The 20,552-nt window shown below is 67.3% G+C and carries 12 protein-coding genes; 5 read left to right on the forward strand and 7 right to left on the reverse strand.

Going from position 1 to position 20,552, the window contains the following annotated elements; all coding sequences use genetic code 11:
- Positions 1-391: FAD-binding protein (locus tag FPZ47_RS19890; RefSeq protein ID WP_145039558.1), on the reverse strand; the 391-nt coding region annotated here is incomplete at its 3' end.
- 389 nt (positions 392-780) lie between these two features.
- Between FPZ47_RS19890 and FPZ47_RS19895 the strand changes: the two genes are divergently transcribed.
- The 4 genes from FPZ47_RS19895 (at position 781) to FPZ47_RS19910 (ending at position 5,643) form a co-directional block, all read left to right on the forward strand.
- Positions 781-1,776 (forward strand): class I SAM-dependent methyltransferase, encoded by a 996-nt coding sequence (locus tag FPZ47_RS19895; RefSeq protein WP_210419950.1) that lies wholly within the window; start codon positions 781-783, stop codon positions 1,774-1,776.
- Between the two features lie 71 nt (positions 1,777-1,847).
- Entirely contained in the window at positions 1,848-2,852 is a 1,005-nt protein-coding gene (locus tag FPZ47_RS19900) for a Gfo/Idh/MocA family protein (protein ID WP_144949935.1), read from the forward strand.
- A gap of 368 nt (positions 2,853-3,220) precedes the next feature.
- Positions 3,221-4,603: a nucleotide sugar dehydrogenase gene (locus tag FPZ47_RS19905; RefSeq protein ID WP_144949932.1), complete on the forward strand. Its 1,383-nt coding sequence runs from the start codon at positions 3,221-3,223 to the stop codon at positions 4,601-4,603.
- A 38-nt stretch (positions 4,604-4,641) separates the two neighbouring features.
- On the forward strand, positions 4,642-5,643 hold the full coding sequence (locus FPZ47_RS19910; RefSeq protein ID WP_144949930.1) for an NAD-dependent epimerase/dehydratase family protein: 1,002 nt from the start codon (positions 4,642-4,644) through the stop codon (positions 5,641-5,643).
- A 26-nt stretch (positions 5,644-5,669) separates the two neighbouring features.
- Here FPZ47_RS19910 and FPZ47_RS19915 read toward each other — a convergent pair whose 3' ends face one another.
- Complete coding sequence (locus tag FPZ47_RS19915) at positions 5,670-7,832, reverse strand: acyltransferase family protein (protein WP_144949943.1); 2,163 nt, start codon at positions 7,830-7,832, stop codon at positions 5,670-5,672.
- 381 nt (positions 7,833-8,213) lie between these two features.
- On the opposite strand from FPZ47_RS19915, the gene FPZ47_RS19920 reads away from it, so the two are divergent.
- On the forward strand, positions 8,214-9,494 hold the full coding sequence (locus FPZ47_RS19920) for a glycosyltransferase (RefSeq protein ID WP_144949928.1): 1,281 nt from the start codon (positions 8,214-8,216) through the stop codon (positions 9,492-9,494).
- 6 nt (positions 9,495-9,500) lie between these two features.
- On the opposite strand, the gene FPZ47_RS19925 is transcribed toward FPZ47_RS19920, so the two are convergent.
- From FPZ47_RS19925 to FPZ47_RS19945, 5 genes are all read right to left on the reverse strand, one after another.
- Entirely contained in the window at positions 9,501-10,601 is a 1,101-nt protein-coding gene (locus FPZ47_RS19925; protein ID WP_144949941.1) for an NAD-dependent epimerase/dehydratase family protein, read from the reverse strand.
- A gap of 58 nt (positions 10,602-10,659) precedes the next feature.
- Positions 10,660-12,846, reverse strand: coding sequence for an acyltransferase family protein (locus tag FPZ47_RS19930; RefSeq protein WP_144949926.1), 2,187 nt, complete (start codon positions 12,844-12,846; stop codon positions 10,660-10,662).
- A 78-nt stretch (positions 12,847-12,924) separates the two neighbouring features.
- A complete protein-coding gene (locus FPZ47_RS19935; protein WP_144949924.1) occupies positions 12,925-15,117 on the reverse strand; it encodes an acyltransferase family protein in 2,193 nt (730 codons plus the stop codon).
- Positions 15,118-15,249: 132 nt separating this feature from the next.
- Positions 15,250-16,599, reverse strand: coding sequence for a hypothetical protein (locus tag FPZ47_RS19940; RefSeq protein WP_144949922.1), 1,350 nt, complete (start codon positions 16,597-16,599; stop codon positions 15,250-15,252).
- 104 nt (positions 16,600-16,703) lie between these two features.
- Positions 16,704-20,552, reverse strand: a 3,849-nt coding sequence (locus FPZ47_RS19945) for an SDR family NAD(P)-dependent oxidoreductase (protein ID WP_145039561.1), incomplete at its 5' end; no start/stop codon positions are given.

Consider the following 20,552-nt stretch of genomic DNA (forward strand, 5'->3'; position numbering starts at 1 on the left):
GGGTGAAATCCTGGGCGAAGAAGCGTTCGCAGACCATGCCGTAGAGGGCCGAGGAGCCGCCGGTGCCGGCACCGATGAACGGCACGAAGCGCTTGGGGACGCGCCCGCTGATGTCTTCGATTTCGTCGGTGCTGCGTCCGGCGCGGGCCAAGGCGTCGTAGTAGCCGGTTTCGGAGCGGTAGGCCTGCGGTTCGGCCAGTTCGGGCATGGCCGCGCGGATGGTGCCCGGTGTGCCGGGCAGGGTGGAGCGTCCTTTTTCGACGAACAGCACCCGGCGCCCGGAGCGGGCCAGCGCGTAGCCCAGCATCCCGCCGCCCATGCCGGTGCCCACCACGATCACGTCCCACACCAGGCGTTCGGCCTCGCGCGCGCCTAGTTTGCCGTCGGCCAATCGAGCTCCTCAGCTGGGATGACGCCCCGATCCTTTGCCCGGTCCGGGCGAATCGGGATCGTACCATCGGTTGTTCGGGACAAGACGGGGGTGAAGTATGCGCATCTCGCCCGACCCCATCATTTCGCGCATGCCCCAGCCTAAAGACGGAGACAAAGGCGTGGCCGCGATCGCCGATGACGGGGCAGCCGTGGGGCTGGAAACTACCCATCTAGCGACTTCGGCCGCACGGTCATCAATAAGCTGTGGGTGTACAGTGGCCGTGCTAAACTGCACCGCCATCGAGTAACTGGCGTTAAGGGATTCAGAGCATCATGATAACGGTTCGGGGCGAAGCTTAGCCAGATTGCAGTAGATTGCAGCGATGGACTCATTTCGAAGAAAGAGAGTTGGTCACCCAGTTGCGCAATGTTGTTATACGCGCGGTCGAGAAAAAGGTAGTGGCGGCAATCGACATTATCCTTGCCCCATTTGTGTTTATCAGCGCGCTTTTGCTTAAATACGTCAGAACGGTCGGGGTCGAGCAGCTTCCGTGCTCGAAAGGCATGCTTTTGCGCGCCGGTTGTTTTCCAATCAGGGATCATTACCACGAACCCGCGTTCCGCAATGCGCCGATCAGGGAGTTCCTCTCGGCAGAGCGGGTCTTGCCGGGAATCGACTGGAACATCGAAGAACAGCTGCAGCTTCTTTCTTCTTTTTCCTACACTATCGAGCTCGCTACTTTGTCAGGGGCAAAGACTGGCGGCCATGAATTCTATATCGATAACGGCGCATTTGGATCCGGAGATGCCGAGTACTGGTACAGCCTGATTCGGTCGAAGAAGCCAAAGCGAATCATTGAGATTGGTAGTGGCTTTTCGACCCAAGTGGCACGCCGGGCGCTGGACGACAACAAGCGCGTCGATCCACATTACTCATGCAAACATATCTTGATAGAGCCTTATGAAAATGATTGGCTCGAAAGCTTAGGCGCCACGGTCATCCGGGAGAAGGCCGAGAATTGTGACTTACAGATCTTCAAGGAGCTGTGTGCAGACGATATATTGTTCATCGATTCATCGCATGTGATTCGACCCCAGGGTGATGTGCTTTTCGAGTTCTTGGAAATCCTTCCTGTGCTCAAAACTGGTGTAATTGTTCATATCCATGACATTTTCTCTCCACGAGACTATCCGCCAGCATGGGTCGTCGACAAGGTGCTTTTTTGGAATGAACAATATCTGCTGGAGGCGTTTCTGACGTCCAACAGGGACTGGAAAGTGATAGGGGCCCTCAACTTCCTTCGGCACCATCATTATGAGAAATTAAAAGAAAAATGCCCCTACCTCACAGAGGATCGAGACCCGGGTTCTTTCTACATTCAGAGAATCGGTGGTGAATCTTGATACGAACTTGCGCCTCATGGCCAGTTCCGTGATCCCTCCGAGCGCCCGGATCAACTGTTAGCATCGCCCGCATGCCTGGACGCGGAGCCGCCCCGGTGCGGATCGGCATCCTGGGCGCATCACGCTGGGCGCCGATGACACTCCTCACTCCGGCGAAGGACAACACCGAGGTCGTCGTGGCCGCGGTCGCCGCGCGCGACGTGTCCCGCGCGCGAGCCTTCGCCGCCGAACACGGCATTGGCCGGGTGCATGACGACTACGCGGCGCTGATCGCCGATCCAGAGTTGGACGCGGTCTACAACCTGCTGCCGACCAGCGTGCACGGCAGGTGGACCCGGGCCACGCTGGACGCGGGCAAGCATGTGCTGTGCCAAAAGCCGTTCACCGCCAACGCCGACGAGGCCCGCGAGATCGCCGGCCTGGCCGCCCAATCGGACCGGGTCGTGATGGAGGCGCTCCAATACCGCTACCACCCGTTGACCGCGCGCGTTGAGCAGATCATTGCGTCGGGGGAGCTGGGCAACCTGGAGCGGGTGGAGATGGCGATCTGCGCGTTACTGCCGAAGCGCTCCAACGCCAACGCCTACGACTACTCCCTCGCCGGGGGCGCGCTGATGAATACCGGTGTTTATACCGTCGACATGGCCCGGGCGTTCGGCGGTTCGACCCCCGACGTCGTGTCGGCACGGGCGAAGCTGGGCGGTCCGCAGGTGGACCGGGCCATGACGGCCGAGGTGCGGTTTGCCGGCGGGCACACGGGCCGGCTGCAGTGTGCGCTGTGGTCGTCGAAGCTGTTTCGGGCGAGCGCCACAGTGGTTGGTGACCGCGGCCGACTGCGTTACCTCAGCCCGGCGGCACCGCACCTTTTGCCTCGGCTCTCGATCCGCTCGGCCGACGGACAACGTGTGGAACGCTTCCCGCGGCGTACCAGCTACGCGTATCAGCTTGAGGCTTTCGCCGGGGCGGTGCTGCGCGGGGAACCCGTGAAGACGACACCGGACGAAGCGGTCGAGAACATGACCGTCATCGACGCGATCTATCGCGCTGCCGGCCTTCCGCTGCGCCAGCCGTCCTGAACGCCGATCGGTTCGGCTGGTGGCGCACCGGGTGACAAGCGGTGTGCTGCGTCGATCAGCGACGGACCGAAGATCGGGGACAAGACAGCGATATTGCCGCACGCGTTCGACCACCGGCTCCCAACACCAGCCGCTCGTATATGCGCCGTGCAGGAAGACGATGGCAGGCGCCCTCGCCGGACCGGATTCGCGCACGAACAGGCCCATGTCAGCGAACCTAGTCGCGTTGTGCCGCTCAGCCGAAACTTCCGGGTTCCAGGACCTAGTGCACGGGTGTTGGATTAAACTGCCGGACGGGTTAGCGGGGTGGGAGGCCACCGCTTTCGATTCACAGAACGCGACGGGGGACCGAAGGGCTGGGTTGCACCATGGCTGAAGGCGTGTTCGGGCGCAGCGACGCTGAGATCGACCTTCTGGTGCGTGGCATGCGGTCGGGCATCGCGGTGGTGGGCTTCGGCTACATCGGCACCGTGATCGGTGCCGTGCTGGCCGACCGCGGCTGGCCCGTGACGGGGATCGACGTGCGACAGAGCGTCGTCGACGAGATCAACCTGGGCAAGAGCACCGTTCCCGAGCCGGGGCTTGGCGAACTCGTGTCCAACAGCGTGCGAGTCGGTCGGCTTCGCGCCACGACCGACTTCGGTGCGCTCGCCGACAACGACTTCGTCATCGTGACCGTCGGTACCCCGCTGGGTCCGGACTTCGAGCCCATCGTCGACGACATCAAGGCAGCGGCGCGGGCCGTGGGGGAGCACCTGCGTGCCGGCCACCTCGTCATCCTCAAGAGCACGGTGCCGCCCGACACCACCGAAAAGATCGTCCGGCCGATCCTCGAAGAGACCTCGGGGCTGCGGGCCGGCGTCGACTTCGGGTTGGCATTCTGCCCCGAACGGCTCGCCGAAGGCCAAGCCATCCGCGAGCTGACGTCGATTCCCGTCGTGGTCGGCGCCGTCGACGAGCGCAGCGCCCGCGCCTGCTCCACATTGTGGCGGCACGCCCTGGGTGTGGATTCCGTCGTCGTCGACGATCCGCGGACCGCCGAGATGGTCAAGCTCGCCGACAACCTCTGGGTCGACCTCAACGTCGCGCTGGCGAACGAGCTGGCCAAGGTCTGCGACCGGCTCGGGATGGACGCCCTGCAAGTCATCGAGGCGGCCAACACGATGCCCAAGGGCGGGCGCGACGCGAACATCTTGCGGCCGAGCATGGGCGTCGGCGGCTACTGCCTGACCAAGGATCCGTGGTTCGTCAACCATCTGGGGCAGTCCGTCGGGCTGGAGCTGGCGATCCCGCGGACGTCGCGGACCGTCAACGACACGATGCCGGCCTACACCTACGGGTTGCTCACCCAGCTGCTCGCCGAGCAGGGCAAGGCGATCGAGACCAGCACGATCGCGGTGCTGGGCATCGCGTTCAAGAACAACACCGGTGACTGCCGGCTCACGCCCACCAAGTACGTTCTCGCCTTGCTCGAGGAGTCCGGCTGCCGGCTTTCGGTCCACGATCCGTGGGTGCCGGACGAGGAGGCCCACACGGTGACGACGGTCCCGCTGACCCCGGACATCGAGTCGGCGGTCAAGGACGCCGATGCCTTGGTGGTGCTGGCGGGACACCGGGAGTTTCACCAGATCCCACTGGTGCGGCTCGCGGAACTGACGGCAGCTAAGTGTGTGTTCCTTGACGGACGGAACAGCTTCGACCCGGCCGCGGTGCGCGCCGCCGGGTTCGTCTACAAGGGGATCGGCCGGTAGGTGCAGGTGAACCGCTACGTGGAAATGGAAAAGTAAATATGTCCAATGTCGTCGTGACGGGCGGCTACGGCTTCATCGGGTCCCACCTGGTGTCCGCGTTGCTGGACCGCGGAGATTCGGTCACGGTGTTCGATTTTGCGAAGAACACCCGCGACACCAGCATCGACTTCGACCGGCATGCCAACTTCCGGTTCGTGCAGGGCGACGTCACCGATCTGAGCGCGCTCGAACAAGCCCTGACTCCCGGCGTCGACACGGTCTTTCACCTGGCCGCCGTCGTCGGGGTCACGAACTATCTCAACGACCCGTTGCGGGTTCTCGACGTCAACGTGATCGGCACCCGCAACGTCCTTGAGCTGAGCCACCGGCACGGCACACGCGTGGTGTTCGCCAGCACGTCGGAGGTGTTCGGGAAAAATCCCAACCCGCCCTTCGCCGAGGACGACGACCGCGTCCTTGGTTCGACGAGGACCGCGCGGTGGAGCTACAGCACCAGCAAGGCCATGGCCGAGCACCTGGTGTTCGCGATGCACACCGCCTACGGGCTGCCGGTGACGGTGGTGCGCTACTTCAATGTGTATGGGCCGCGGCAGAATCCGATCTTCGTGATTTCGCAGAGCATCCACCGAATCCTCAACGGCCGCCCGCCGCTGCTGTACGACTCGGGTGAGCAGACGCGCTGTTTCACCTACGTCGACGACGCCATCGCCGGCACCCTGCTGGCGGCCGACAGCAGTGCGGCGATCGGCGAGGCGTTCAACATCGGCAGCATGACCGAGACGACCATGCGTGACGCCGTCGCACTGGCGATCAAGATCGCCGACGTCGACTCGGTGTCGGGCGCCGAAGCTGTGGACACCGCGGCGCGCTACGGGGGCCGCTACGAGGACATTCCCCGTCGTATCCCGGACTCGACCAAGGCGCAGCGCGAGCTGGGGTGGCGCCTTCAGGTCGACGTCGAGGAAGGGATCCGCCGCACCATCGAGTGGGCACGCGCCAACCCGTGGTACCTCGAAGAGCCCGCTGGGAATCGGGCGTAGGACCGCGGCCAACACGCCGCAGCATGTCAACCATTGGCGAGCGCGCGGTCGGCCAGCACGCCCATCACCGGTGCCAACTGCCGGGAGTATTCACGCGTCAGGTGGGCCTCGTCCAGGTAGACCAGGGCGTTACCCACGATGACCGGGCAGCGATCGGCGGTGCAGAACAGCTCGGTGAGGTCTGAGTATTGTCCGCCGCCGGCTTTGGTGGCGGCGGCCTCGGCCGCGATGCCGGCTTGGTTCACCGCCTTCGAGGTCGGCGCAGCGCAGGCCGTCGCGTCGTCGAGATGGCCGGTCAGGCAGTTCGGCACTTTTGCGTTTGGATCCGGGATCGGCCCGAGGACCAGCACCCGCGCGCCGGTGCCGCGCAGCTGCTTGACGAGGCGGTTCAGGGAGTCGATCCAGGCCGGATTGTATGACGTGAGACCCGACTGCCGATACGTCCGCGTCATGCTGAGCACGACGAGCCGCGGGTGCTCGTCCTGTAACCGTGCGGTGATCTGAGCGCGCCACTGGTCGCACTCGGTGTAAGGCCGGTCAACGGCGCCGTTGATGGTGGGCAGGTCAAGCATTGGGCAGGCGGCCTTGGTCATGGTCTCCAGCCGCCAGTGCCGTCGGGTGGCGACCTCCACGAACGCGGGATTCCACATCGCGGCGTGCGAGTCGCCGACCAGGGCCACCGTCGTGTTCGAGGTGGTGTCGCCGCTCGCGCACTCCGGCTGTCCGACTTCGAAAACATTGCGGAGGCAGCCGTGCAAGTACAGGTCCCTGAGTGCGGCTGTGACGCCGGCAAGCGGCGGGGTCAGGTTCGAGGGCACGGCTTTCAGCCCGACCGATGCCGCCACCGCCGCCTGCACCTGCGCGAACGCGTCCTGCACCGCCGCGTCGTAGGCGTCCATGCTGGAACCGGTGGGTGGAGGCGCCGCGGTGACGGTCAGCGCCGGGGCCGCGGGACCGCGGCCGACCGGGACGGGCATCCAGACCAGCAGTGCCACGCCGACACCGGCTGCGATCGCGGTGGCGGCGCCGCCAACGGCGAGACTGCGGTTGGCCGACCGGCGCAGGGGAGCGGCGAAGCGTAGCGGGTTCTCGATGAAACGCAGAGTCAAGAAGGCCAGCCCCAGGGAGACCAAGATCGATGCCAGCCTTACCCCTAGGGAATGGGCGATTGCTGACGCGGGTACCACCTGCAGCAACGGCCAGTGCCACAGATACCACGAGTAGGACACCCGGCCGATCGCGCGCATCGGCCGCACCGACAGGACGCGTCCGACTCCCTGAGCGGGCGCGGCGCAGCCCGCGCCGATCACCAGCGCCGCACCCAGCACAGGCAACAGCGCGGCGGTACCCGGATAGGGCGTGTCGGGCCCCACTAGGATGCAGCCCAGGACGATCACCCCCAGCCCCGCGCATCCCGCGATGGCGGCGGCCAGCGCCGGGAGTCGGCGCCACTGGCCGGCGGTCAGCGCCACCAGGCCCCCGACGGCCAGCTCCCAGGCCCGGGTGGGCAGCGAAAAAAACGCCACGGGGGGCAGCACGCGGGTGAGTACCAGTGACAGCGCAAACGACGCTGCCGCGACCAGCGCCAGGACGAGCAGATACGGGCGTTCCGATGAGGCGGCCAGGGCGTCGGTGCGCCGCCGCGCACGCCGGATCAGCCACGCCGTGCCGATGATCAAAGCCGGCCACACCAAGTAGAACTGCTCCTCGACGCCCAACGACCAGTAGTGCAGAAACGGCGACGGCAGGGAGTCGGCGAGATAGTCGACGCCCTGAAGCATGAACCGGTAGTTGGCGACGTACAACGCGCTGGCGATGCCGTCGACGAAGACGCTCCGCGACTGCAACACCGGTGACAGAACGGCCGCGCCGATCATGATGACGACGCCGACCGCCGCCGACGCCGGGAGCAGCCGGCGCGCCCGCGCCCCGTAGAACCGGCGCAGCCCGACGGTTCCGGTGGTGCTTGCCTCGCGCCAGAGCAGCCCCGTGATCAGAAAGCCTGAGATGACGAAGAACACGTCCACGCCGACGAGCCCGCCGCTCACACCGGGCACGTGGGCGTGAAACAGCACAACCGCCAGCACCGCGACGGCGCGCAAACCCTCAATGTCCGGGCGGAATTCCTTGTGGGGCGGGCGCCGGCGCTGCACTTCTTCGGTAGGGCTAACGCTGTCGGCCTGGCGCACAATCACCTACCTAACGAGAGGATGCGGTCATCGAATCGAGGCATTATCACACACCTGTTCAACACGGCTCGGCCGAATCCTCAACTAATGGTGCGCCGGCCGGCCCGACGACGGACACGAGGCGTCCGCCGCGATCGCCGATAATCCGCCCGGCCAACAATGCGTAGGCGACAAAATTCCGGCATCGCAGCGACCGCAGAATGGTGCAGGGGCTCTCCCGCTACGATTCAGTGTTGTCGGCCGGTTTGCCCCAAAAGTTCCGGCTTCCGGTTCGACGGCGCGGGTACCGGGTTATGCTGCTGGGCGGCTGAGCCGGGGACGCGGGCTGCCGCTCCCATTCCCCCGAACGCGCACGGGAAGTGAAAGGCTAGGATTTCGCCGATGAAATTTGTGCTGGCGAACTGGGGAACTCGCGGGGAAGTCGAGCCCTACGTCACTGTCGGCCGCGAGCTGGTGCGCCGCGGGCATGACGTCCACATGGCCGTCGCGCCTGAGATGGTCGGCTTCGTCGAGGCGGCCGGGCCTGCGGCGGTGGCCTACGGACCGGCGTTGAACGCCATCCTGGACCCGCATCGCGATTTCTGGGCCGGTTTGTTCACCAAACCCTGGAGGGTCAGGGAGCTGAGCAGGTTGTCGGCCGAATATGCGGCGCCTCTCACGCAGTGCCGGGCGGAGGTCAGCAAGACGCTGACGTCGCTGGCGGACGGGGCCGACCTGCTGCTCACCGGCATGAATTTCGAGGACGACGCGCTCAACGCCGCGGAGCATTGCGACATTCCGTTCGCCACCCTGCATATCTTCCCGCTGCGAGCCAACGGTCAGCTTCTGCCGTTCCTGCCGGCGCCGCTGGCCCGTTCCGCGACCAGGATGCTCGACTGGGCGGCGTGGCGCGGAGGAAAGAAGGTCGAGGATGCCCAGCGCCGTGAACTCGGTTTAGCGGCGGCGACGCGCCCCTGGCCGCGGCGGATCACCGAACGCGGATCGCTGGAAATCCAGGCCTACGACGAGGTGTGCTACCCCGGGCTGGCCGCCGAATGGGGGAAATGGAATGGGCGGCAGCCCCCGAGAAGGCCGTTCGTCGGCGCGCTGACGATGGAGTTACCGACGGACAACGACGACGAGGTCGCGTCGTGGATCGCCGAGGGAACACCGCCGATTTGCTTCGGATTCGGCAGCGTGGGCGTCGAGTCCGCTGCCGACACGCTCGCCATGATCAGCTCGGCCTGCGCGCAGCTGGGCGAGCGGGCGTTGATCTGTGCCGCCGGGTCCGACTACGGCAACGTCACCCACTCCGAGCACGTCAAGGTGGTGGGCGTGATGAACTACGCCGCCGCCCTTCCCGCCTGCCGCGCGTTCGTGCACCACGGCGGCTGCGGCACCACGAACGCGGGTCTGCGCGCGGGACTGCCGACGTTGATCCTGTGGACGTTGCCCGATCAGGGGCTCTGGGGAGCACGGGTCAAACGACTGAAAGTGGGTACCGGACGGCGCTTTTCGGCCACCACCGAGAAGTCGTTGCTCGCGGACCTTCGCACCGTCCTTGCCCCGCAATGCCTCACCGCCGCCCGCGAGCTCGCGGCCCGGATGACCAAACCCGCCGACAGCGTTGCGACCACCGCCGATCTGGTGGAAGAATTCGCCCGCCTGGGGCGGGTTGGCTGAGCGGTTCTACTTCAGCGTAGCCGTCATGGGCGTGTGATCGCTTGTCTTGACGGGTGATTCGGGTTGCTCGCCGATCCAGTCGAGCAGGGTGTGCAGGCCGTTCTCGAGCGTCCATTGCGGGCGCCAGTCGAGTTCCTTTGTTGCCGGTGCGATGTCGCACTTGGCGGCGCGGACGTCGCCGTCGCGGAATTTCCCCACGACCTTGGGTTCGGGGGCATCGCAGAGGGTGGCGATTTTGTGCGCCAGTTCCTGGATGGTTGCCGGGGTACCCGAGCCGATGTCGAGGCAGCGTGGTTGGGCCGCGGGTCGTTCTATCGCGGCGAACAGCGCCTCGACGACATCGTCGATATAGACGAAATCGCGCACGATGCGTCCGTCTTCGTAGACTTCCAGCGGGTGTTGCCGGCGGGCCAGTCGTGCGAAAAGAGCGACGATCCCGGTGTAGGAATTCGTCAGCGACTGGCCGGGCCCGTACACGTTCTGCAGCCGCAGCACGCTGAGGTGGGTGTCGTGGGCGGCCGCCCAGGCGGCCAAGATGTGTTCCTGGGCGAGCTTGGTCGCGGCGTAGATGTTGGTGGGCCGCGGCTCGGTTCGGCCGGCGCAGCTCGGCAGCGGCACCGCGGGATCGTCGGTGGGCCCGTGCGGATCCCAGATTCCGGCCAGCAGCTGGGCGTGGCTGCGCGGCTGCGGGTAGAAGACCTGGGAGCCGCATTGCCACGCGCCCTCGCCGTAGACGGCCCTCGAGGACGCCACGACGAGTTGGTCGGGCACGTGTGCCGAGCGGCTCAGGGCGTCAAGCAGTTGCGTTGTTCCCACCACGTTCACCGAACCGTGGCGCGTGGCCTCCGACAGCGACTGCGCCGTTCCCGTCTCGGCCGCCAGATGCACGACTTGGGACGGTCGGCACAACCGCAGCACGGCATCCCAGTCGGGGGCATGAGTAACGTCGCCGGTGCACAGCCGCACCGATGGCGGCAGGTCGATCGTCACACGTTCGCCGTGCACCTGCGGGTGCAAGACATCCATCACCGCGACGTCGTAGCCGGCTTTGACGAGTCGGCGCGCAAGGGCGGACCCGATGAATCCCGCCCCGCCAGTGATGAGCACAGATGTGGACAAAATCCGATGCCTCCTGTTGCTGTGTGAAGGAAGTACGACCACCATGTCAGCCCGGTGCGAGTGCGCGGCCTGCCAGGGCCCCCATCACCGGCGCCAGCAGGTCGGCGTAAACGCGCGTCACGTGATGTTCGTCGGCGTATACCAGGGTGTTGCCGACGATGACCGGGCAGCGGTCGGCGGTGCAGAAGAGCGCGGTGAGGTCGGCGTATTGCCCGCCGCCGGCTTTGGTGGCGGCGGCTTCGGCCGCGATGCCGGGTTGATTCACGGCCTTCGACGCGGGCGGCGAGCAGGCGCGCTCGTCATCGAGGTGCAGCGACAGGCATAGGGGCACCACCGACTGCGGATCCGGGATTGCCCCGAGCACCAGCACCTGGGCGCCGGTTCTGCGCAGCTGTTGCACTTGACGGGTCAGGCTGGCGGTCCACGCCGGGTCGTAGGACGTGAGACCTGACGCCCAACCGTATTGGGCGCCGTATCGCCGCATCATGGTGAGCACGACCAGCCGCGGGTGCTCGGCCTGTAACCGGGCAAGGATCCGGCCGCGCCACTGCTCGCACTCGCTGTACTCCCGGCCAAAGAGGGGGATGGCGATGGGCAGATCCATCATCGGGCAGTAGCCCTTGGCCAGGGTCTCGAGCCGCCAGTGCCGCTGCGCGGCTACCTGCTCAAATGCCGGCTGCCACATCGCGGCATTCGAATCGCCGACCAGGGCCACCGTTGTCGACGAGGCAATATCGCCCGTCGCGCACTGGGGATGATCGATCGGGAGAAGATCGCGCAGGCAGCCTTGGGGGCCGAGTGGTCTTTTCGCCGCGTCGGCGAGCGGCGGGTCCAGGTTCGAGGGGACGGCTTGGAGGTCGGCCGAGGCCGCGACCGCGGCCTGCACCTGGGCGACCGCCTGCTCTACCGCCGCGTCGTATGCGGCGATGCCGGAGCCCGCGGGCAGAAGCGTCGCCTTGACGGTCAGCGCGGGCGCTGCCGGGCCATGGCCGACCGGGCTGGGTACCACTACCAGCAGCGCCACGCCCACACACACCGCGATCGCGGTGGCGACACCGCCGAGCGCCAGACTGCGGGTGGGCGACCGGCGCATGGGCCCGGCGAAGCGCAGCGGGTTCTCGACGAAACGCAGGGTGAGCACGGCCAGCCCGAGCGAAAACAAGATCGCTATCAGCGACAGCCAGAGCGGGTGCCTCGGCCATGCCGCGGCAGGCATCGCCACCAGCAGCACCGGCCAGTGCCACAGATACCACGAGTAGGACACCCGGCCGATCGCGCGCATCGGCCGCACCGCCAGGGCGCGTCCGCAGCCCTGGGCGGGGGTGGCGCAGCCGGCGCCGATCACCAGCGCCGCGCCCAGCACGGGCAACAGCGCCGCGGTACCCGGATAGGGCGTGCTCCGGCCCAACCAGGTGCAGGCCAGCAGGATGAGGGCCAGCCCCCCCCATCCGGCGAGCGCGGCGGGCAGTGGCGGGAGTCGGCGCCATTGGACGGCGGTCAGCGCCACCAGGCCGCCGACGGCCAACTCCCAGGCCCGGGTGGGCAGCGAAAAGAACGCCACCGGAGGCGCCAGGCGAGTGGCCACCAGCGACATGGCGAACGACACCGCCGCGACCAGGGCCAGGACCACCAGATACGGGGTTGCCGAGGAGCCGGTATGGGCCCCGTTACGCCGTCGCACCCGTCGGATCAGCCAGGCCGTCGTGATGATCAAGGCCGGCCACACCAGGTAGAACTGCTCCTCGACGCCCAACGACCAGTAGTGCTGGAACGGCGACGGCGGCAGGTTGGTGGCGAGGTAGTTGACGCCCTGGAGCATGAATCGGTAGTTGCCGACGTACAACGCGCTGGCGATGCCGTCGCGGATGATGCCTCGGGACAGCAACGCGGGTACCAGGACAGCCGCGCCGAGCATGATCACCACGCCGACCGCCGCCGACGCCGGCAGCAGCCGGCGGGCCCGCGCCCCGTAGAAGCGGGCCAGCCGGACCGTGCCGGTGCCACTGGCCTCGCGCCAGAGCAGCCCGGTGATCAGGAAGCCCGAGATCACGAAGAAGACGTCCACGCCGACGAATCCGCCGCCCACACCGGGTATGTCGGCATGAAACAGGACAACGGCGATGACCGCGATGGCGCGCAGGCCCTCGATGTCGGGGCGAAACCCCTTTTTTTCCGAGCGGCGACTCGGGACTGCTTGGGTGGGGCTAACGCTGTCAGCCGGGTGCAAGCTCACCTACCTGCGAAGGACGGGTTCGTAGAGTCGACGAATTATCACACACCTGCCAAACAGGCCGGATCGATTCCAGGTTTGTCAACTGTGGGCGAGCGCGCGGTCGGCCAGCGCCCCGATTGCCGGAGCCAACGCCTGGGCGTATTCGAGTGTGATGTGATTGCCGTCGAAGTACACGAGGGTGTTACCGACGATGTCCGGGCAGCGGTCGGCTGTGCAGAACAAGTCGGTGACGTCGGCGTATCGCCCGCCGGCGGCCAGGGTGGCGGCGGACTCGGCGGCGACGCCGGATTTGTTGACCGACGTCGATCTCGGCGATGTGCAGGCGCCCGCGTCATCGAGATGCCCGGACAAGCAGATCGGCGCCGCCATGCGCGTAGCCGGGATCGGCCCGAGCACCAGCACCTGCGACCCGGCGCGCCTGAGCTGCTGCACCAGGCGGGCCAGGCCGTCGTTCCACACCGGGTCGTAGGAAGTGAACCCCGGCGTGTAGCCGTGCCCGAAGCCGTACCCGCGGTACATGCTCACCACGACCAGCCGCGGGTGCTCGGCCTGTAGCCGGTCGAGTATCTCAGCGCGCCACTGCCGGCACAGGGCGTTTGACACCGCGCGACGGATGGCGTCGCTGATGGGCAAGTCCATCGGCGTGCAGGCGCCCTTTCCCAGGGTCTCCAGCCGCCAGTGCCGCTGCGTGGCGATCTGCTGGAACGCCGTGCTCCACATCGTGGCATTCGAGTCGCCGAGCAGGGCGACCGTCGTCGTCGATGCGGTGTCGCCCGTTGCGCACTCGGGCTGCCCGACGTCGGTGAGATTGCGCAGGCAGCCGTTGTGAAACTCGGCCTTGAACTCCGCCGCCGCCCCGGTGAGCGGTGGATTCAAGTTCGACGGGACGGCTTTGAGCTGGGCCGATGCTATGACCGCGGCCTGCACCTGCGCGAACGCCTGCTGCACCGCCGCGTCGTAGGCGCTGATGGTGGAGCCTGCGGGAGGCGGCGTCACGGTGATGGACAGCGCCGTGCCCGCCGGGCCGCGCCCGACGGGCACGGGAATCGATACCAGCAGCGCCACACCCACGGCGACCGCCATCGCGGTGGCGGCGCCGCCGAGCGCGAGGCTGGCCAGGGCGGAGCGGCGTATCGGGGCGGCGAACCGCAGCGGGTTCTCGATGAACCGCAGGGTCAGCACCGCCAGGCCACCGGAGACGAGGACCGCTGCCAACCTGCCGGCCGGCCCGAGGGGGTGGCCCAGCAACGGCGCTGCGAGCACCAGCACCGGCCAGTGCCACAGATACCACGAGTAGGACACCCGGCCGATCGCCCGCATCGGCCGCACCGCCAGGATGCGGCCGCATCCCTGCGACGGCGCGGCACAGCCGGCGCCGATCACCAGCGCCGCGCCCAGCACGGGCAACAGCGCGGCGGTACCCGGATACGGCGTGGCCGGACCCAGCCAGGTGCAGGCCAGCAGGATCAGCGCCAGCCCGGACCATCCGCTCACAGCGGCAGTCCCTGGGGCCAGCCGGCGCCACCGGCCGGCGGTCAGCGCCACGAGGCCGCCGGCGGCCAACTGCCAGGCGCGGGTGGGCAACGAAAAGAACGCCACAAAAGGCGCCACATAGGTGACCGCCAGCGACAGCGCGAACGACACGGCTGCCACCACCGCCAGGACCAACAGATACGGGCGTTTCGAGGAGGTCGCCCCGGCCCGGGTGCGCCGCCGCAGCAGCCGGATGAGCCAGGCCGTACCGATGATCAGGGCCGGCCACACCAGGTAGAACTGCTCCTCGACGCCCAATGACCAGTAGTGCTGGAACGGCGATGCCGCCCTGGTCGCGGCGAAGTAGTCGACTTGTTGCGCAATGAGCCAGTAGTTGCCGACATACAGCGCGCTGGCGATGCCGTCATCGATGACGAGTGGGACCTGCAGCGGGGGTAACAGCACAGCCGCGGCGATCATGGTGATCACGCCGACCGTGGCCGACGCGGGCAGCAGTCGGCGGGCCCGCGCCCCGTAGAAGCGGCGCAGCCGGACGGTGCCGGTGGTGTTCGCCTCGCGCCAGAGCAGCCCGGTGATCAAAAAGCCCGAGATCACGAAGAACACGTCCACGCCGACGAACCCGCCGCCGACCCCCGGCACGTCCGCGTGAAACAGGACGACGGCCACTACCGCGACGGCGCGCAGGCCCTCGATGTCGGGGCGAAATTTCGTCTGTGCCGAGCGTGAACCGGCTGGTGCCGCGGTCGGGCTAAGACTGTCGGCCGGGTGCAAGGTCACCTACCTGGGAAGGGGAGGAGTCCGTGGAGTCGAGGAATTATCACACACGTGTCGAGCAGGCCGGGTCGATTCACGATCGGGGGCCGGTCAGGGCCGAACCGGAACATCGGCCTGGTCGACATCGCCCGTCGATCAGGGGCAGATCCCCACCCACATCGGGTCATTCACCAGCTGCGAGCAGTGGGTGACCAGGCCCCGCACCGACTGCTCGGTGTTGATCGCAGCGGGGATCGGGGCCAGGGCAAAAAAGACGATCGCGACCGCGAACCAGGCCCGGGTGGCTCTGGTGGCCGATCGGGTGGATTCGGGTTGACGGCTCGCGTAGAGCAGATAAACGACGCCCACATCGAAGGTGATGGCGATCCACCATCGGGTCCAATCGGCTGAGGTGGCGTAAACCGGAAGCACCAACAGCACCGCCAGAGTTACCCACGCAAGCCGTCCCCGCACGGCGTGGCGAACTCGCGCGAAGGGCACGCCGGAAATACCCCTGATGACAAGCATCGTCAGCGTGAGGATGACGATCCCCGCCATTGTCGACATGATCAAAGGGGCCCAGCCAATCTGGTTGGGCCCGATCAGAGGAGTTTTTCTGGTGGTGACGGTGATGAAGCGACACGTCCAGTCGTGATAGTCCACGTAGGCGTGTTCGACGCTCGGAGTCCGGCCGGGCGCCCAGCGGACGGCTCTGTGCGGCAACCGGGCGCAATGGGACGAGACGTCTTGCCGTCGCAGCAACGCTATCGCCAGCACGACGACCAAGCCCGGGCCCACCGCGAGTAGTGCGCTCAGGCGCTGAATTTCGGCGGAACTGCGCACCAGAACGACGATTGCCAGGATCGCGCCGAGCGCCTGCAGAAACGGAACTGCCTCGTGGATCAGCGTCAGCACCGCAACCGCGATCCCGTAAATGCCGCTCGCAACCGGTAGCGATCGGTCCCTCTTCGCCGAGGCGAGCACCACCGCGAACGCTGCCAGCGCGGCCTCGCCGAGAAGGTCGGGCGTTGGTAACACAACGGCGTGCACAAAGCCGAACGGCAGCACCAGGGCGAGCAGGGCCAGCATCAGCCGGCGTTCTGAGCGGCCGAATCTGACTGCCACCGTCCACGCCACCGCTGCGATGCCGACGCCGAAGAGCGCCGGCACAAGCCAGCGCAAAATCAGCAGGCCGGTGAAGTACAGGTCGGAGGGAAAGAGATTGAGGATCTCGCCGCCGAGTCCCCGCCTGACAAAGCCCTGGCTGTAATCGACCGCGTAGTACGGGAAGAATTGCAGATCAGGTTCGTAAATACTCGCGAAGACAACCCACGACGCCAGATAAAGCAGCACCAGCAGTCCGACGATCGCGTACACGAGTCTGCGCCGGGTTATCGGCTCGTTCGATTGCAGCGCCCTGGGCGGTTCTTCGGTTTCGACTGGACTACCGGCATCCAGTCCTGCCTGACACGAGCGCGGCCCCAGCCGCTGGGCTTCAGGGCTCATGCCGGAGCCGTCGGCGCGGGCGAAGCGTCATGAAAGGTCGCATGCTGGGCACCACCCTACCCCGACCGGCGGCCCACCCGGCCGGGTCACGCGAAAGATCAAGGCTAGCAATCGATTTCTGCAGGCAGATCGAATTCGGCGAACGTGCGCGACACCATCTCCCGCAGCTCATCGTGAGTATTCGGCCGGCCGAGAACATAGGCGGAGATTCTGAAGAAGATCTTCCCGCGGCTGCGCCCCGAACCCACGAACAGTTGTCCACCGATGTGCTCGAGGGTGCTCTGCTTGATGTCGGGCTCGACGGACCTCATGTACGCATACTCGGCGTCGGTGCCGTCGGGCCGGTTCACCGCCGGGGGCAGGTCACCGACATTGGACACGGTGACCGGATGGCTGGCGCCACCCGCCGCCATGCCTGCCAGCCTGCGGTTCAACCGCTTGGGAACCAACGGCGCCAGTGGGAATGTCGACAAAAACTCCTCGTCGGGGTTCTTCATCGCCGCGAGAATTTCTCGCGTGATCTTGGCGTGCATGTCCCCGAGATCCGTCGCCGCGTGCGTCGGGTCGACTGCGACGTCGACCACGGTGAGCGCGTTGCCGCGGGTGTCGTCTTCGGTGCGCAGCGTCACCGGGAATCGTAGGGTGACCGTGCCGTCGTCGTGAACGCGCCCCGCCCGCACCGCAAGCCGGCACGCGACTGCCGCTACCAGCGAGTTACTGCTTGCACCAAGGCTTTTCGCGCGCGCATCCCATTCCGCCAGGCCGACGTAGGCGGTCAGGGCGGGCACCTCGACCACCTGGTCGTCGTCGGCGGTCCTGGGGGCAGGTGGTGCCGCTTTGATCGATGAGGTGAATTGTTTGCGGTCGGGCCAGATTTTTCCGGCCGCGGAGACGAAGGCCTTCGTGATGTCGGGCAGATCTTTGACGGTTTGCCGAAAGTCCTCACGCACGGCGCGCCTGCGGGTGCGCGATCCCGCGGGCGGGTAGCCGAAGTCGCGCATTCTGCCCTCGGCGGCCTCGGCTATCGCCTGGCCAAGCCCGATCCCGTCGACGAGCGTATGCGAAACCACCAGACTCACCGCGGCCCCGCCGTCGTCGAGGGGAAGCACCCCGAGATGCCAGCCGGGTCCCCACTCGGGGTCGATGGGCAGGCGCGCCCGCTGGTCGAGCCAGGCGCTCACCGCGGCGCGCGGCCGCGGCGCCGCGGCGATATCGATGTCGTCCGTCGCCGCAGCCTTGACCCAGCGATCACGCGCGAACGGTAACGGAGACCGTTCGATCTTGCGGCCCAACAACCCGCATCCCAGGTTGCGGTGAAAACGCCGTAACGCATCGACATCGACGGCATGGTCATAGAGCCACGTGAACTGCGTCAGCGTGCCGTGAACCGCGCGCATCGCGAGAAATATCGCTTGATCCACGTAGGCGAGCCTGTTGTCGACCGGCTCGTCGCCACGCGTGCCGACCTGAGCCGCCGGGGCCGGGGGCGCGACGGTGTCGGTGAGCAGGTCGGCCAGGTGGGCGGCGAGCGCGGCCGGGGTGGGGTGGTCGAGGACCAGGGTCGCCGGCAGGGCCAGGCCGGTGTGTTGGTTGAGGGTGTTGCGCAGTTCCAGGGCGGTCAGTGAGTCGATGCCCAGGTCTTTGAACGGACGGTCGGGATCCAGCGCCGCCGGGTCCGGGTGGGACAACACGGCGGCGGTGGTGGCGGTGACCATCGCGGTGAGAGCGCGGCGTTGCTGTTCGGGGGTTTGGGTGGCCAGCTGGGCCTGCAGGCTGCGGGCGCTGGCGGCGCTGGCGCGGGGGCGGCTGGTGGTCAGCGTCGACAGGATCGCGGGGAGGGCGTTGCGGCGTGCTTGGCGGGTCAGCGCGGCGGTGTTGAAGGGGCTGGCCAGCAGGTTGGCCCGCTGACTGGCGAGCGCGGCGTCGAACAGCGCCAGGCCGTGCTCGTTGGTGATGGGGGTCAGGCCGGTGCGGGCCAGGCGGGTCAGGTCGGTGGTGCTGAGGTGGGCGGTCATGCCGCTGGGGGTTTGCCAGTAACCCCAGGCCAGGCTGGTGGCCGGGAGTTGGGTGTGGTGGCGCTGGCGGGCCAGCGCGTCGAGGAAGGCGTTGGCGGCCGCGTAGTTGGCCTGCCCGGGGCTGCCCAGTATGCCCGCGGCCGAGGAGAACAGGACGAAGGCCGCCAGGTCGCGGTCGGCGGTGAGGCGATGCAGATGCCAGGCGGCATCGGCCTTGGCGGCCAGGACCGCGTCGAGTTGATCGGCGGTCAGGTCGGCCACCGCGGCGTCTTCCAGGACCCCGGCGGCGTGCAGGACGGCGGTCAACGGATGCCGAGCGGGAATGCCGTCCAGCACTGCGGCCACGTCGGCGGCGTTGGCGGTGTCACAGGCGGTGATGGTGACTTGGGCGCCCAGCTCGGTCAGGCGCTGCTGAAGCTCCGCGGCACCGGAAGCGGCCGGGCCGCTGCGCGACACCAGCAGCAGGTGCGTGACGCCGTAGTGGGTGACGAGGTGTTCGGCGAAGAGCGCGCCCAACATTCCGGTGCCCCCGGTGATCAGCACCGTGCCCTCGGGATCCAGCGCCGGGGGCGGGAGCAGGACGATCTTCCCGGTATGGATTCCCTGGCTCATGTCGCGGAAGGCCTGGGGGGCGTTCAGCAGGCCGTAGCTGGTGGTGGGCAGCGGCTTGAGGGCGCCGGAGCCGAACAACTCGGACAGGGTCTTCCAGGCCGGCTGCAGGGATTCCGCGGGTGCGCTGGCCAAATCGTAGATCTGGTAGTCGACCCCGGGGTGGGTGGCGGCAACCTCGGCGGCAGCGCGGAGGTCGGTCTTGCCGATTTCGACGAAGCTGCCCCCGCGCGGCAGCAGTTGCAGCGAGGCATCGATGAACTCTCCGGCCAGGCTGTTGAGCACGACGTCCATGCCCCGGCCGTCGGTGGCGGCGCGGAAGGCGTCGCGGAAATCCAGGGTGCGCGACGAGGCGATGTGGCCGGGGTCCAACCCCAGCCCGGTGAGCACGTGATGCTTGCTCGGGTGGGCGGTGGCGAACACCTCGGCACCCAGGTGGTGTGCGATCTGGATGGCGGCCTGCCCGACACCGCCGGCCCCGGCATGGATGAGCACGCGCTGCCCCGCCGACAGCCCGGCGATCTCGACAAGGGAGACGTAGGCGGTCAAAAACGCCACCGGCGCCGACGCGGCCTGGATGAACGACCACCCGGCCGGGACCGGCACCACCATCCGTTCGTCGGCGATCGCGGTGGGCGCGAACGCGTTGTCGGTGAACGAGCCCATCACCGCATCTCCGGGACGCAGCGAACTGCCGGGCGCGGCATCGAGGACGATCCCGGCGGCTTCGCTGCCCATGTTCTCGTCGGCGATGGCGCCCAACGCCACGACCACATCGTGGAAGTTCAGCCCGGTCGCCCGAATTTGAACGCGGATCTGACCGGGGGCCAGCGTGGGCGGATTCGTCGGGACCAGGGTCAGGTTGCTCAGGTCACCTCGACCGGTGCTGGCCAACTGCCAGTCGGGCGCATCCGGTGGGGTCAGGATCAACGGGCGGGCCAGGCGGGGGATGTGGGCCACACCGTGACGCAGGGCCAGCTGCGGCTCGCCGACCGGTCGGGTCGCGGCGACGGTCAGCAGGTTGTCGTTGCTGGCGGCGGTGTTGTCGGTGTCGAGCACAACGATGCGGTCGGGGTGCTCGTTTTGGGCGGTGTGGATCAGCGCCCAGACCGCGGCATGGGCCAGGTCGGGGACACCGTCAAAAGCGCTCAGGCTGACCGCATTCCGGGTGGCGACCAGCAGGCGGGCGTGGGCGGTGTCGGGCCGGGCCAGCCAACTCTGCAACTGTGCCAGCACGTCGCGGGTCAGGCTGTGCACCTGCCGCAGCGGATCAGCCGCGGCTTCGGCTTCGGCTTTGGCTTCGGGGGCTTCGGGGGCGTCGGGGGCTTC

Source organism: Mycobacterium helveticum (assembly GCF_007714205.1).
In the GTDB taxonomy this organism is placed as follows: Bacteria; Actinomycetota; Actinomycetes; order Mycobacteriales; family Mycobacteriaceae; genus Mycobacterium; species Mycobacterium helveticum.

What these genes read in the sequence shown, in the direction of transcription:
- FPZ47_RS19905 (WP_144949932.1), top strand. Translation starts at nt 3,221, where the DNA reads ATGGCTGAAGGCGTGTTCGGGCGCAGCGACGCTGAGATCGACCTTCTG.
- FPZ47_RS19920 (WP_144949928.1), top strand. Translation starts at nt 8,214, where the DNA reads ATGAAATTTGTGCTGGCGAACTGGGGAACTCGCGGGGAAGTCGAGCCC.
- FPZ47_RS19900 (WP_144949935.1), top strand. Translation starts at nt 1,848, where the DNA reads ATGCCTGGACGCGGAGCCGCCCCGGTGCGGATCGGCATCCTGGGCGCA.
- FPZ47_RS19940 (WP_144949922.1), bottom strand. Translation starts at nt 16,599, where the DNA reads ATGAGCCCTGAAGCCCAGCGGCTGGGGCCGCGCTCGTGTCAGGCAGGA.
- FPZ47_RS19910 (WP_144949930.1), top strand. Translation starts at nt 4,642, where the DNA reads ATGTCCAATGTCGTCGTGACGGGCGGCTACGGCTTCATCGGGTCCCAC.